The sequence below is a fragment of the Oceanobacillus sp. B139/18 genome (assembly GCF_055524595.1).
Map to the genome: position 1 here is coordinate 1,152,912 of NZ_JBVFXI010000001.1, position 13,095 is coordinate 1,166,006.

The following is a 13,095-nucleotide window of genomic DNA, read 5'->3' on the forward strand; positions in this document are numbered from 1 at the left end:
CTAATCTTCCTTATGAATATTTTCATTTTCTAAAATGGTTGCATCTTCTTCCAAACCAAATTTAACATGACCTTCAATCCATTTACGGCGGGGTTCTACTTTATCCCCCATTAACGTTGTTACTCTCCGTTCTGCACGCGCTATATCATCAATGGATACACGAATAAGGGTACGTGATTCCGGGTTCATCGTTGTTTCCCACAATTGATCCGCATTCATCTCCCCGAGACCTTTATAACGCTGAATATCATAGCCATTTTTTAATTCCTTCACTGCTTTTTGGAGTTCATTTTCATCCCAGGCATAACGTGTTTTTTCTTGTTTTCCCTTTCCTTTTGATACTTTAAACAGCGGCGGGAGAGCAATAAACACTTTTCCCGACTCCACTAAAGAACGCATATATCGATAGAAAAAGGTTAACAACAGCACTTGAATGTGCGCTCCATCGGTATCTGCATCGGTCATAATAATAATTTTATCATATTGGACGTCTTCCAAATTAAAATCTCCGCCGACTCCGGCACCTATCGTATGGATAATCGTTGAAATTTCTTCATTTTTAAAGACATCCTCCAGCTTAGCTTTCTCCGTATTGATAACCTTTCCCCGGAGCGGAAGCACAGCTTGGAATTTACGGTCGCGCCCTTGCTTTGCTGAACCGCCGGCAGAGTCTCCCTCTACAAGATAAAGTTCATTCTTTTTTGGGTTCTTTGATTGTGCCGGGGTCAGCTTTCCGCTAAGCAACGTATCTTTTCGTTTTCGTTTCTTTCCGGTACGTGCTTCCTCACGTGCTTTTCTGGCAGCTTCCCGTGCTTCTTTTGCACGGATAGATTTTTTAATCAGCAAAGAAGAAATCTCTGCATTTTCCTCTAAAAAGTATGTCAGATGTTCAGATACTACGCCATCAACGGCCGAACGGGCTTCTGTTGTTCCCAGCTTGCCTTTTGTCTGCCCTTCAAATTGCAGCTTATTCTCCGGAACACGGACGGACACAATCGCAGTTAATCCTTCCCGGATATCTGTCCCTTCCAAGTTCTTATCTTTTTCTTTTAATAACCCTGCTCTTCTTGCATAATCATTTATGGTACGGGTAATTGCTGTTCTGGCTCCAAATTCATGTGTACCGCCGTCCCTGGTCCGCACATGGTTTACAAAGGAAAGCATATTTTCAGCAAAGCCGTCATTGAACTGAAAAGCAAATTCAACTTCAATTTCCGATTGCTCCCCTTCAAATGAAACAACTGGCTGAAGCACGTCCTTCTCCTCATTAAGCCACTCTACGAAAGATTTTAGGCCTTCAGGATATTCATAAACCTGCTGCTCTCCATTGTGTTCATCCTTCAGTTCAATTTTTAGCCCTTTTAATAAGAAGGCAGACTCCCGTAAACGCTCGGAAATTGTTTCAAAATTAAATACCGTTGTCGAGAAGATAGATGGATCCGGCTTAAAATGAATGCAGGAACCTTTCTTTCTGGAAGGTCCTTTATCCTCTAAGGTCGTTGCCGGATGTCCTCCATTTTCAAAACGCTGCTCATATTTATGACCGTCGCGGTAAGTGGTTACTGTCAGCCATTCCGATAAGGCATTAACAACAGAAGCACCTACCCCGTGCAATCCTCCGCTTGTTTTATAGCTTCCTTGCCCAAACTTTCCGCCTGCATGTAGCACCGTAAATATAACCTCAGTAGTTGGTTTTCCGGTTGCATGCATTCCGATCGGCATACCGCGGCCGCTATCTTCCACAGAAATACTGTCATCTTTATGTATGGTTACCGTAATTTGATTGCCATGACCAGCCAGCGCTTCGTCAACAGCATTATCAACAATTTCATAAACAAGATGATGCAGCCCGCGAATGTCTGTACTTCCAATATACATCCCTGGGCGTTTTCGTACAGCATCCAGTCCTTCCAGCACCTGAATGGAGCTATCAGAGTATTGATATTCTTTCTCCACGAATCATCTTCTCCTTTCAATACTACCTCTATATACATCATAGAACATTCGTTCTTATTAAGCAAACAGAAAATTATCCTGCTTGTAACACGAACACGATGTTCCTGTATTAGCGTTCCTCATAAATGTTTATCCTCGATACGAGTCAGCGATTCAATCAGGACTTACATGATTAAAAGTATAAGGAGCTTCGGAAAAGCAGCTTGCACTTTCAAGAGGCCCTTTTAAAAAATGCCATGCTTTCTAATAAAGTGAAACTTCATTACAATCTTCTAACAGAAAAACAATTTTTGTTGATAAAAATCTGCAGGTTAGAATTAGAGGCAGCTATACTTATATTACGCTTCTTTCAACCCTTGTTCTATCTATATAACATGAAGCATCCTTTCGAGGAAAGTTTATAAACGCTTATCGGTGATAAATAAAACCTTGTTTATACACTATAGAGCAAAATTTGTTTCTCCGTCTAGTCTAAACATGCTTATTCCACATAAAGGGCAAACGCACTATATCCATATTTACATCATTAATATCTTATGGGAAAAATCGCAGAAAAGCAAGATAATCATTTATTTGCATAGAACCACAGCCAATTGTTGAACCCGTTTTTTAGCAATGAGAATATATGTAAAAGTTCTCCGGCAGGACAAGTAACTGCACCAATGCGGGGCAATTTAATGCCGTTTTTTGCTGCAATAACCGTTGCATGATCTCTGTGATAAGCGCATAGTCAGCAGAAGATGCTTTTCACCCGGGCAAGCTGCCGGCTGCATCCGCTGAAACAAAAAGACCGAGCCAGGCTTATCATGCCTGGCTCAGTCTTTAATTGTTTATACACTATTTTAATAAAACTGCGTGTAACACCTTAATGCAAAGGTCCATAACGACTTCAAAATCATGCTCTTTTAAATAATTATAAGCTTCTTCGTTCACAATTCCCTGCTGCGCCCAGAACATCTTACAATTCGTCTGTACAGCATCTTTCGCGACATCAGGCAGATGCTCCGGACGGCGGAAAACATTGATAATATCGATTGGTTCGTCTACCTCTGCCAGGGAGCTGTAGGCTTTTTCTCCAAGAACCTCATCAATGGTTGGATTGACAGGAATAATTTTATATCCTTCCTCCTGCATTCTATGAGCTATTTGATACGAGGTTCTCTCTGGATTAGCAGATAAGCCTACAACCGCAATCGTCTTCGCATTCTCCAGGATTTCTTTTATTCTTTCTTTACTTGGGTTTTCAATGGACATGGTAATTCCTCCTTTAGTTTGTGTTTAGAATCTCTTTTTCCACTTATTCAATAAAACCATTTTCCATCAGGTAATCCCTGGCAACATCTTCTGCAGCTGCATCCTCATAATCCACTTGATAATTCATTTCCTGCATTTCTTCATCCGTAATTTGTCCGCTCAGCTGATTTAATATGTCCTCAATCTCTGGATATTCCTCTAACGTATCTGCTCGCATTAACGGTGCACCCTGATACGGCGGAAATAGATTTTCAGAATCTCCCAAGGATACCAGCCCTAATTCTACCATATAGCTGTCTGTTCCATAGGCATCAATCACATCTACCTCACCGCCCGAAATGGCTCCCTGACGAAGGCCTGGATCCATTGTGTTTACCTCGTTGAAGTCCAGGTTATATACTTCCTGCATCCCGACATAGCCATCATAGCGGTCATTAAACTCGGATGTAAATCCGGCTGTTACCTGGTTTTCAATCGACTTCAAATCAGAGATATCCTCCAGATTGTTTTCTTCCGCAAATTCTTCTGTAACTGCTACTGTATACGTATTATTAAACAACATTGGCTCTAAAAGCTCCAAATTATATGCTTCTTTTATACCGTCTCTGGCTTGTGCATATACTTCCTCTGCTTCATTGGATTCCGCCTGTTCATCAAGCAGCGAAACGATAACCGTCCCTGTGAATTCCGGATAAATGTCAATGCTGCCCTGCTGGAGTGCGTTAAATACCATATCTGTTTTTCCAAGATTCGGTTCTATATCAACAGTGATATCACTTTCTTCCTCAATTAAAATTTTATAGAGATTCATAATAATTTCTGGTTCAGCTCCTAATTTCCCGGCTATCACAATTTCTCCCTTTTGGCTGCTTGGAATCATCAAGGGAATGGCGATGACAAGTACAACAATAACAAGCATCGCAATAAATGCCTGAATACCATATTTTTTAGACAGCTTTTCAAATAAACGCAGAATAAAATCAAGCATAACAGCTAATAAAGCGGCCGGTATCGCACCTAATAATACAAGCGGAATATCGCCGCCCCGGTCCAGACCGAGTAAAATGATATCTCCGAGTCCGCCAGCACCGATTAAAGCTGCGATAGTTGTAGTACCAACGATAAGAACCATGGAGGTGCGAATACCAGCCATAATAACCGGCATCGCAATTGGCAGATCTACTCGCATTAATTGCTTTTTTGTATTCATCCCCATGCCTCTGGCAGCTTCCCGTAAGGCAGGATCTACACCGTCTATCCCTGTGTATGTATTTCTTAGGATTGGCAACAGCCCATAAAGGACTAGGGCAACGATAGCCGGCTGGATACCGATTCCTAAAAACGGGATCAAAAAAGCCAATACAGCAAGACTCGGAATTGTCTGTAGAACTGCGGATGTGCCAATGATAGGCTCGGCAATGCGTGGATATCTGGTCAGTATAATGCCGATTGGCACAGCGATTAAAATCGCAATTCCAAGTGATATCAAAGAAATTTGCAAATGCTCCCAAATCGCCTGAAGAAGCATATCCTGCCGATTCTGGAACACGTTTATAAATTCCTTCATAAAACGCTCGCCCCTTCCTTCTCCTGTTGATAGAAGTATTGAAGCAATTCATCTCTTGTAACAATTCCGATGGTTTTCTGATTGTCATCGACTACCGGAAAATCAATCTGATTTACTGATTGAATTATTGCGTATGCATCCTCTATTGTACTCGTTGCAGGAATTGTCATGACATTTTCCGGCTCCCGGTCATGAGCAGCTGGTACATCATTTTTCATAACTTTCTGAACAGATGTCAGCCAGGCTGATTTTCGATTTCCAATGAATTCCTCCACAAAATCATTTTTAGGGTGTTTCATTAATTGTTCAGGCGAACCGCATTGAACCACACTCCCTTCTTTCATTAAACAGATCCGGTCGCTCATTTTCAATGCCTCGTCCATATCATGGGTAACAAATACAATCGTTTTCTTGATGTCTTTTTGTAATTTATCGATATCCATTTGTAATTGCTCCCGGCTGATTGGATCGAGTGCGCTGAATGGTTCATCCATCAATACGATATCAGGGTCTGCAGCTAATGCCCGGATAACACCGATACGCTGCTGCTGTCCTCCCGAAAGCTCGCTTGGATATCTTTTTTTAAAAATTGATGGATCGAGCCCCACCATATCCAGTAATTCATCTGTTCGTTTCTCTTTTTCTCCTTTTTTCCATTTCAGGAGTTCTGGAACAACTTGTATATTCTCCTGAACAGTCATATGAGGAAATAAAGCAATCTGCTGCAGAACATATCCAATATTCCATCGTAATGCGTCAATGGAATAATCACTTACCGGTTTCTCGTTTATGTATATTGTTCCTGCAGAGGGATCAATCAGACGGTTGATCATTTTCATTGTTGTTGTCTTACCGCAGCCGCTGGGACCGATAAGTGTCATAAATTCCCCTTTTTCGACCGTCAGATTAAACTGGTCGACAGCGGTTGTCCCATCAGGGTATGTTTTTGTAATATCTTTAAATGTAATCATAAGAATAACCTCCTTCATAAAAAGATTCCCGCTTGTGACTATTTAAAAACCTGCTGCTGTATTATTTTTCACTTTAAATCAAGGATAAGGAAAACAATAAATTAGTAAATGGAAAGCTTTGCTGTGTTTTTCTTAAAAATTTTTGTACTTAAACAGATTGGTTCATGCTAAAATAGCCATAGGAACATAGAATAAGAATTTGAAAAAGAGAGTTGGGAACGTATGGATTATATTATTTTCGGGATTATCGCATATCTCTTAGGATCTATTCCATTTGCCTTAATTATCGGCAAGCTTGGTTATAAAATAGATATTCGTGAGCATGGAAGCGGCAACCTTGGAGCCACCAATGCCTTCCGTGTACTTGGAATAAAAGCTGGAAGCATCGTTATCTTAGGCGACATTTTAAAAGGAACGGCTGCTGCTGTATTACCTCAATTATTTCATGCGGATGCCTATCCGTTGATTATAGGTATTATCGCTGTATTAGGTCATACTTATCCGATTTTTGCTAAATTTAAAGGCGGAAAGGCTGTTGCAACATCAGGAGGGATGATACTAGGGATTAATCCTATCCTATTTATTATTATGATTGCAACATTTTTACTGTCATTATATTTATCTAAATATGTTTCCCTTTCCTCTATGATTACGGGAGTTGTGGCCTTTTTCGCGTCGCTGTTTTTCCAAAATACCGGGTTGACTGTCGTTATCCTGATATTAACTGCTTTTGTAGCGTATCGGCATTGGGCCAATATTAAACGGATAATAAACGGAACAGAACCTAAAATAACCTGGATGTAGAAAGCCGATAAATTGAATATTTAAGCCGAATTCAGTATACTAGTGGCTATAATTAAAGATTGTTTGAACATCCTTGAGCTTCTAGTCTAAGCTTTCAGATGTTTATCAGGAAAGGACGTTTTTATGCATCAATTAAACACGATTCCATTAAAAAAACTTCCTTCAAAGGAAGAAAGACATAAATTATTCGGTTCTGTTCCTCCTGGTGAGAAGAAAAAACCGACTGAAAAAAACGAAATGGCTGACCTGCAAAATGTAAAACGTGATTTTCTTTTTGATTTGGATGTTGTCGGTGTTTCTAATGTAAAATACCCTGTCCGTGTCCTAAGCGGACAAGCTCCATTTGAACAAACCACCGTCGGCACGTTCACCTTTTCATCCAGCATCCCTGCGAATAGCAAAGGGACGAATATGAGCCGTTTTATGGAGCTGTTAGAGCAATATCATCAAGGCGGATTTACCGTTTCTATTGATGAATTAAAACAGTTCGCAAAGGATCTGGCCGTGAAATTGGAACAAACAGATGCAACGGTTTCTGTCAGCTTCCCGTGGTTCTATGAGCGGAAAGCACCTCAAACCTATGCTGCTGGTTTAAACCATGCAGAAGCATCTGTTTCCGTACGTTACTCCAAATACGAGGATTATCAAATCACTGTTTCTCTAAACGTACAAATAACAACATTATGCCCATGCTCCAAAGAAATCAGTGAATACAGCGCTCATAACCAACGTGGTAATGTAACCGTGGAAACTGAGCTGGAGCCAAGTTTTTCTAATACAGACGGGGATTGGAAAGGCATTTTATTAGAAGCTGCAGAAAGTAATGCAAGCGCCAGACTTCACCCTATCCTGAAAAGACCGGATGAAAAAATGGTGACAGAAGCAGCTTATGAAAATCCCCGATTTGTAGAGGATATGGTTCGTTTAATTGCTGCCGATCTTTACGAGCTGCCGGCAGTGATGAAGTTCCATGTAGCATGCCGTAATGAAGAATCGATCCATATGCATGATGCAATTGCTTCTGTTACCTATGATAAACGCAACAGACAAGGGTAACGACAAATGAAATATATTTTTATTGGATTGATTCGCTTTTACCAGCTTGCCATCAGTCCTTTTACACCAGCAACCTGCCGTTTCTATCCAACCTGTTCAGCTTATGCATTAGAAGCATTTCAGCGTTTTGGATTTTTTAAAGGTGGAATATTAACTATAAAGCGAATAAGTAAATGTCATCCATTTCACCCAGGCGGCGTAGATTACGTTCCGGAAAAAAAGGAAGAAGACAAAACAGCAGGAAAAGGGAGAGATATAATGGAAATCACCGTATCAGAACAAGCAGCAAAATGGTATAAAGAAGAATTAGATTTACAAAACGAAAAGAATATACGATTCTTCCCAAGATATGGCGGAGTCGGCGGCAGAATTGCCGGTTTTTCCCTCGGTATTAAAGCAGAAGCACCCGAAAATGAATCTGCTTCTACATTGGTAGAAGGCATTCATTTCTTTATCGAAGAATCAGATGATTGGTATTTTGAAGGTGCAGACTTATCTGTTTCTTATGACGAGACACAAAAAGAACCAAAAATTGAATATCCTGAGAACAACTGATTGTAAAAATGATATGCTAAAAACGCAGGCGAAGACATATGTCCGCCTGCGTTTTTTAATTATCTCAACTTTCGCACCTAAGAATAAGCAAATATATCTTGCTATTCCAGGGTAAGCATGTTCTCCATTACCATACTTGCATTTTGGTTAAATATCCGGCTTTTTTGGAATTGGTGATGGTGCATAGCTCCGCTCCGGCCAACCACTCCGCTTTCCGACGTACAAAAGTTTTCGATGGGACGAGTAATCGCCGGCCCAGGACGTCGGAAAGCAAAACGGTCCGCCGCAGCGGTGATATACACTTCACCTTCTATTCTTTATCAAGAGTGTTAGCGAAGGAACAATCAACTTCTGTTTCTATGGAAATGAAGTTATTATTTAATGTGCGAAAGTTGAATAATTATTTAAACCGCTCTAATTGTTCCAGCCGGTTTTCTGATTTTAAAATTTTCCACTGGTATTCCCCGAATAAATCAAAATGGGGATATTTGGGCTTTAAATCAATCCAGGATTCATCCAACTGATATTTTCTTCCCCATGCTTTCAGCTTTTCCAAATCACTGCAACCCACTTTGGTTACTGTATTACAGCCTGGAAAACGGTCATCCAGCCAATAATGAGTAATAAAATCAATCTCTCCGGCACGGACATTCCGCTTCCACTCGTTTAACTCTTCTCTTTTTAATCCAAAAGCCATTCCTATTCCTCTTTCTTTAGAAAACTTGGTTGTCACCAAGCCTTTAGGTGACAACCTTAGTTACACTTATGCAGTAAGAAAGTTTATACTTTCTTAACTGCCAAGCTGGTTTTGATATGCGGCATGCCAATCAGGAAATTTTCTTCGAATAGACAGCGGCCGAAACGTATTTTTATCAACAATCGTATGGGTCGTCGTACCAGTGACAGCTAAATCTCCAGACCCATTCAAAATTTCATAACGATAAACCGTACGCAAGCCGTCATATGCATCAAGCCACGTTCTTACAATAGGTTTTTCACCATAGCGAACTGCGTTTTTATATGAAATCTGGGCATCAATCACTGGCGAAACCACATTTTGCTGTTCCATTCCTTGATGGTAATTAAGCCCCAAGGCTTCTACAAACTTTGTACGCCCGATTTCAAACCAAACAAGATAGTTTGCATGGTAGACGACACCCATCTGATCGGTTTCTTGGTATCTTACTTCTATTGGTGTTTCTGTAACTAACAAACTTTCTTCCTCCTTGCTTCTCTCTCAATCAATCCATTCCTTGAACCATTTCTTCCATAAATTCATAGTCCATCGGTCCGATTCTTCTAGGCTGTTGTATGTTTCCGTCCGTGCCTATAAAATATGTCGTCGGTGCGGCATAGACAACATACGGCTCCGATAACGTATCCTCTCTATCTAAAGGAACCGTAAAGGTATGCTCATGCTCATCGATAAAATCGCCAACATCCGAAAGCTGATTCTCATGCTTCGTCATATTGACAGCAACAACTTCAACTTCATCCTGATAATCCTCATAAAATTCCTGTATTTCAGGCATTTCTTCAATACAAGGCGGGCACCAGGAATACCAGAAGTTTAAAATCACTTTCTTTCCTTGCAAATCAGAAAGTTTGAAAGTCTCTCCTTCTAATGTCTCCAGTTCAAAATCTGGAGCTGGCTCACCAGGCTCTACTCCGGCACTTTCCGCAGGTGCAATCGCAGCTCCCTGACTGGAAGATCCATCGTCTACAAGCACTGCTTCCTCTTCTTCAGCAGCATTGTCCGCAGCTCTGTTCTGAAGCACATTCGCGATAACAATTCCAACAAGCACTAATAATAAAACAAGCGAAAATATCCGTTTATACAATTTGTATCTCCCACCATCCACATTGTTTTCCTACTTCTATCGTAAAGAGAAACTTCACTTTTGTAAAGAATACAGACCTCAATAGGAATGCATAGAAAAAGAGCCTTGCTCTATAAAAAGCAAAGACCCTTTTTCTCTTACAAAGCAGCTGACTGCTTATGCTTTTACTTTTTCACGCAATACCATACGAAGGATACCGCCATGACGATAGTAATCAATTTCTACATCACTGTCGAAACGGGCAACTGCTTTAAATGAAGTTACTTTTCCGTCTTCATCTGTTGCAGTTACATTCACTAAATCGCCTGGTTTAACAGACTCATCTACTTCTACAGCAAATGTTTCTTTACCAGTTAATCCTAAGCTTTCCGCGCTGTCACCTTTTTCAAATTGAAGCGGCAATACGCCCATCATAACAAGGTTAGAACGGTGAATACGCTCGAAGCTTTCAGCAATTACTGTTTTAATTCCTAAAAGGTTGGTACCTTTGGCAGCCCAGTCACGGGATGATCCCATTCCGTAATCTTTTCCGCCGATAACGACAAGACCTGTTCCATCCTGCTGATATTTCATTGCAGCATCATAGATTGCCATGACTTCGCCAGTTGGCCAGTAAGTTGTATAACCGCCCTCTGTACCAGGAGCCAGCAGGTTACGGATACGAATGTTAGCAAATGTACCGCGCATCATGATTTCATGGTTACCGCGGCGAGAACCGTAAGAGTTAAAGTTTCTTGGTGAAACTCCTTTCTCTTGCAAGAATTTACCTGCCGGCATATCTTTTGCGATAGCACCTGCTGGTGAAATATGGTCTGTTGTTACAGAATCGCCAAACAATCCGATAGCACGTAATCCGCTTAGCGGTTCAACTGTTCCAGCTTCCGGAGTCAATCCTTCAAAGAATGGAGGGTTTTGGATGTAAGTAGAATCCTCATCCCATTCAAATAAAGGCTCATCTGTCGTGTCGATTTCATTCCACTTCTCGTTAGATTGGAATACATTTTCATACTCTTTGCGGAAAATTTCAGGTGTAACTACTTTTTCCACTTCTTCTTTAATTTCAGTAAGTGATGGCCAGATATCATTCATGTAAACATCGTTACCATCTTTATCTTTACCAATCGCTTCTTTTACAAGGTCGATATCTGTTGTTCCAGCAAGCGCATATGCTACAACAAGCGGTGGAGATGCAAGGTAGTTTGCTTTTACCAGCGGATGGATACGACCTTCAAAGTTACGGTTACCAGATAATACGGAAGATGCAATTAAATCATTTGCTGCAATCGCTTCTTCAATCTCTTCACGTAAAGGACCGGAATTACCGATACATGTTGTACATCCATAACCTACAAGGTTAAAGCCCAGTTTATCTAAATATGTTTGTAAACCGGCGTCCTCTAAGTAGCGAGTTACCACTTTTGATCCTGGTGCTAAGGAAGTTTTTACGTATTCAGGAACTTCCAGGCCTTTTTCGACAGCTTTTTTAGCAACCAGACCTGCACCTAACATAACATATGGGTTAGATGTGTTTGTACAAGATGTAATTGCTGCAATAGCAAGGCTTCCTGTCTTCATAACAGAAGTTTTTCCATTTGGATGGTTGATTTCAACTTCTTTATCAAATTCAGATTTATCTAATCCGAATCCTTGGTTACCTTCTTTTGCAGTAATTGCTTTATTAAATTCTTTCTTCATGTCAGAAAGCGCGATTAAATCTTGCGGACGTTTTGGTCCGGAAAGGTTCGGCTCTAATTCGGACAAATTGATTTCAATTACTTTTGTATATTCCGGATCAGTACCATCTGCGTCATACCATAAATCATTTTCTTTACAGTATTTTTCAACAACGCTGATTAATTCATCACTGCGTCCAGTCAGCTTCATGTAATCAAGTGTTTCCTGATCAACCGGGAAGAATCCGCAAGTAGCGCCATATTCTGGAGCCATATTTGAAATTGTAGCACGGTCAGCCAATGGCATATCCTTTAGTCCTGGACCAAAGTACTCTACAAATTTGCCAACTACACTTTGTTCACGCAGCACCTGCGTTACCTTTAACGCCAGGTCTGTCGCTGTTGTTCCGTTCGGGAAGGAACCAGTAAATTTGACCCCGATGACTTCCGGTGCAGGGAAATAAGAAGGCTGTCCTAACATGCCTGCTTCTGCTTCGATTCCGCCAACACCCCAGCCAAGGATACCCAGACCGTTAATCATTGTTGTATGGGAATCAGTACCTACAAGTGTATCAGGGAACGTTTCATAAGTTCCATCTTCATTTTCTCGCGCATGTACAACGTCAGCCAGATACTCCAGGTTAACCTGGTGAACGATACCAGTTGCCGGTGGAACTGCACGGTAGTTATTAAACGCTTTTTGTGCCCAGTTCAAGAACTGATAACGCTCTGCATTACGTTCGAATTCCAATTCCATATTTGCACGCAGCGCATCTGGAGTACCATATTGGTCAACCTGTACAGAGTGGTCAATAACCAGATCCACTGGAACTTCCGGATTGATTTTATCCGGCTCTCCTCCAAGATCAACCGTTGCTTTACGGAGGGACGCAAGGTCAACGACTGCAGGTACCCCTGTAAAATCTTGAAGAATAACACGGGAAGGCTTGAATGGAACATCTGCTCCAGTTGCTTTATCCGTTTCCCAATGTGCTAATGATTCAACATGTTCATTTTTGATTTGATGGCCGTCTTGTTGCCTTAATAATGATTCTAAAAGAACACGGACAGAAAAAGGCAAACGATCTACTTTACCTAGCCCCGCTTCTTCCAGCGTCTTTAAACGATAATAATTGTACGTCTTACCGTTTAATTCGAACTGCTTTTTTGCATTGTACGCATTTGTGTTCGACATATTGTGTTACCCCTTTCATTTCCTCTCCTTCTCGCAAATAAATGAGAAGGTATTACTTTTTTTAATCCATACTGCTATTCAACTAAATAGAGCCTTCAATATATATAATATAGGAATCTAGCAAATAAAACAAATAATTATTGTTAAATAGTAGATAGTAAAAAGTTATGCCAAGAGATAAATATTACTTATATAATTACTGAATTATTAATAGTGAAAATAA

Annotated in this window: 11 protein-coding genes and 1 pseudogene; 3 read left to right on the top strand and 9 right to left on the bottom strand. The window is 40.7% G+C overall.

The window, feature by feature from the left end; all coding sequences use genetic code 11:
• The 4 genes from parE to ACZSMY_RS05645 form a co-directional block, all read right to left on the bottom strand.
• Entirely contained in the window at positions 1–1,956 is a 1,956-nt protein-coding gene (parE, locus tag ACZSMY_RS05630; RefSeq protein WP_042533814.1) for a DNA topoisomerase IV subunit B, read from the bottom strand.
• Between the two features lie 837 nt (positions 1,957–2,793).
• Positions 2,794–3,210: a CoA-binding protein gene (locus ACZSMY_RS05635; RefSeq protein WP_084612960.1), complete on the bottom strand. Its 417-nt coding sequence runs from the start codon at positions 3,208–3,210 to the stop codon at positions 2,794–2,796.
• A 43-nt stretch (positions 3,211–3,253) separates the two neighbouring features.
• Positions 3,254–4,777 (bottom strand): ABC transporter permease/substrate-binding protein, encoded by a 1,524-nt coding sequence (locus ACZSMY_RS05640; protein ID WP_042533812.1) that lies wholly within the window; start codon positions 4,775–4,777, stop codon positions 3,254–3,256.
• Complete coding sequence (locus ACZSMY_RS05645; RefSeq protein ID WP_042533810.1) at positions 4,774–5,748, bottom strand: ABC transporter ATP-binding protein; 975 nt, start codon at positions 5,746–5,748, stop codon at positions 4,774–4,776. Before ACZSMY_RS05645 ends, ACZSMY_RS05640 begins: the two co-directional genes overlap by 4 nt.
• 222 nt (positions 5,749–5,970) lie before the next feature.
• On the opposite strand from ACZSMY_RS05645, the gene plsY reads away from it, so the two are divergent.
• The 3 genes and pseudogenes from plsY to yidD all read left to right on the top strand — a co-directional run.
• Complete coding sequence (gene plsY, locus ACZSMY_RS05650) at positions 5,971–6,552, top strand: glycerol-3-phosphate 1-O-acyltransferase PlsY (protein WP_042533808.1); 582 nt, start codon at positions 5,971–5,973, stop codon at positions 6,550–6,552.
• A 123-nt stretch (positions 6,553–6,675) separates the two neighbouring features.
• Positions 6,676–7,608: a GTP cyclohydrolase FolE2 gene (gene folE2, locus ACZSMY_RS05655; protein ID WP_042533806.1), complete on the top strand. Its 933-nt coding sequence runs from the start codon at positions 6,676–6,678 to the stop codon at positions 7,606–7,608.
• 6 nt (positions 7,609–7,614) lie between these two features.
• A pseudogene (gene yidD / locus ACZSMY_RS05660) lies at positions 7,615–7,836 on the top strand (membrane protein insertion efficiency factor YidD); the annotation flags it as partial.
• A gap of 428 nt (positions 7,837–8,264) precedes the next feature.
• On the opposite strand, the gene ACZSMY_RS05665 reads toward yidD, so the two are convergent.
• The 5 genes from ACZSMY_RS05665 to acnA form a co-directional block, all read right to left on the bottom strand.
• A complete protein-coding gene (locus tag ACZSMY_RS05665) occupies positions 8,265–8,465 on the bottom strand; it encodes a hypothetical protein (RefSeq protein ID WP_193062062.1) in 201 nt (66 codons plus the stop codon).
• Positions 8,466–8,563: 98 nt separating this feature from the next.
• Positions 8,564–8,860 carry a hypothetical protein gene (locus ACZSMY_RS05670; protein ID WP_193062061.1) on the bottom strand — a complete coding sequence of 99 codons (297 nt, stop codon included), beginning with the start codon at positions 8,858–8,860 and terminating at the stop codon, positions 8,564–8,566.
• 93 nt (positions 8,861–8,953) lie between these two features.
• Positions 8,954–9,376, bottom strand: coding sequence for an acyl-CoA thioesterase (locus ACZSMY_RS05675; RefSeq protein ID WP_193062060.1), 423 nt, complete (start codon positions 9,374–9,376; stop codon positions 8,954–8,956).
• Between the two features lie 28 nt (positions 9,377–9,404).
• A complete protein-coding gene (locus ACZSMY_RS05680; protein WP_042533799.1) occupies positions 9,405–10,004 on the bottom strand; it encodes a TlpA family protein disulfide reductase in 600 nt (199 codons plus the stop codon).
• 156 nt (positions 10,005–10,160) lie between these two features.
• Entirely contained in the window at positions 10,161–12,872 is a 2,712-nt protein-coding gene (gene acnA, locus ACZSMY_RS05685) for an aconitate hydratase AcnA (RefSeq protein WP_465147542.1), read from the bottom strand.
• Positions 12,873–13,095: the final 223 nt, after the last annotated feature.

Bases quoted from the DNA above. Each gene is read 5' to 3' on its own strand.
- ACZSMY_RS05635 (WP_084612960.1), bottom strand. From the start codon at position 3,210: ATGTCCATTGAAAACCCAAGTAAAGAAAGAATAAAAGAAATCCTGGAG.
- ACZSMY_RS05640 (WP_042533812.1), bottom strand. From the start codon at position 4,777: ATGAAGGAATTTATAAACGTGTTCCAGAATCGGCAGGATATGCTTCTT.
- ACZSMY_RS05645 (WP_042533810.1), bottom strand. From the start codon at position 5,748: ATGATTACATTTAAAGATATTACAAAAACATACCCTGATGGGACAACC.
- plsY (WP_042533808.1), top strand. From the start codon at position 5,971: ATGGATTATATTATTTTCGGGATTATCGCATATCTCTTAGGATCTATT.
- folE2 (WP_042533806.1), top strand. From the start codon at position 6,676: ATGCATCAATTAAACACGATTCCATTAAAAAAACTTCCTTCAAAGGAA.
- ACZSMY_RS05670 (WP_193062061.1), bottom strand. From the start codon at position 8,860: ATGGCTTTTGGATTAAAAAGAGAAGAGTTAAACGAGTGGAAGCGGAAT.
- acnA (WP_465147542.1), bottom strand. From the start codon at position 12,872: ATGTCGAACACAAATGCGTACAATGCAAAAAAGCAGTTCGAATTAAAC.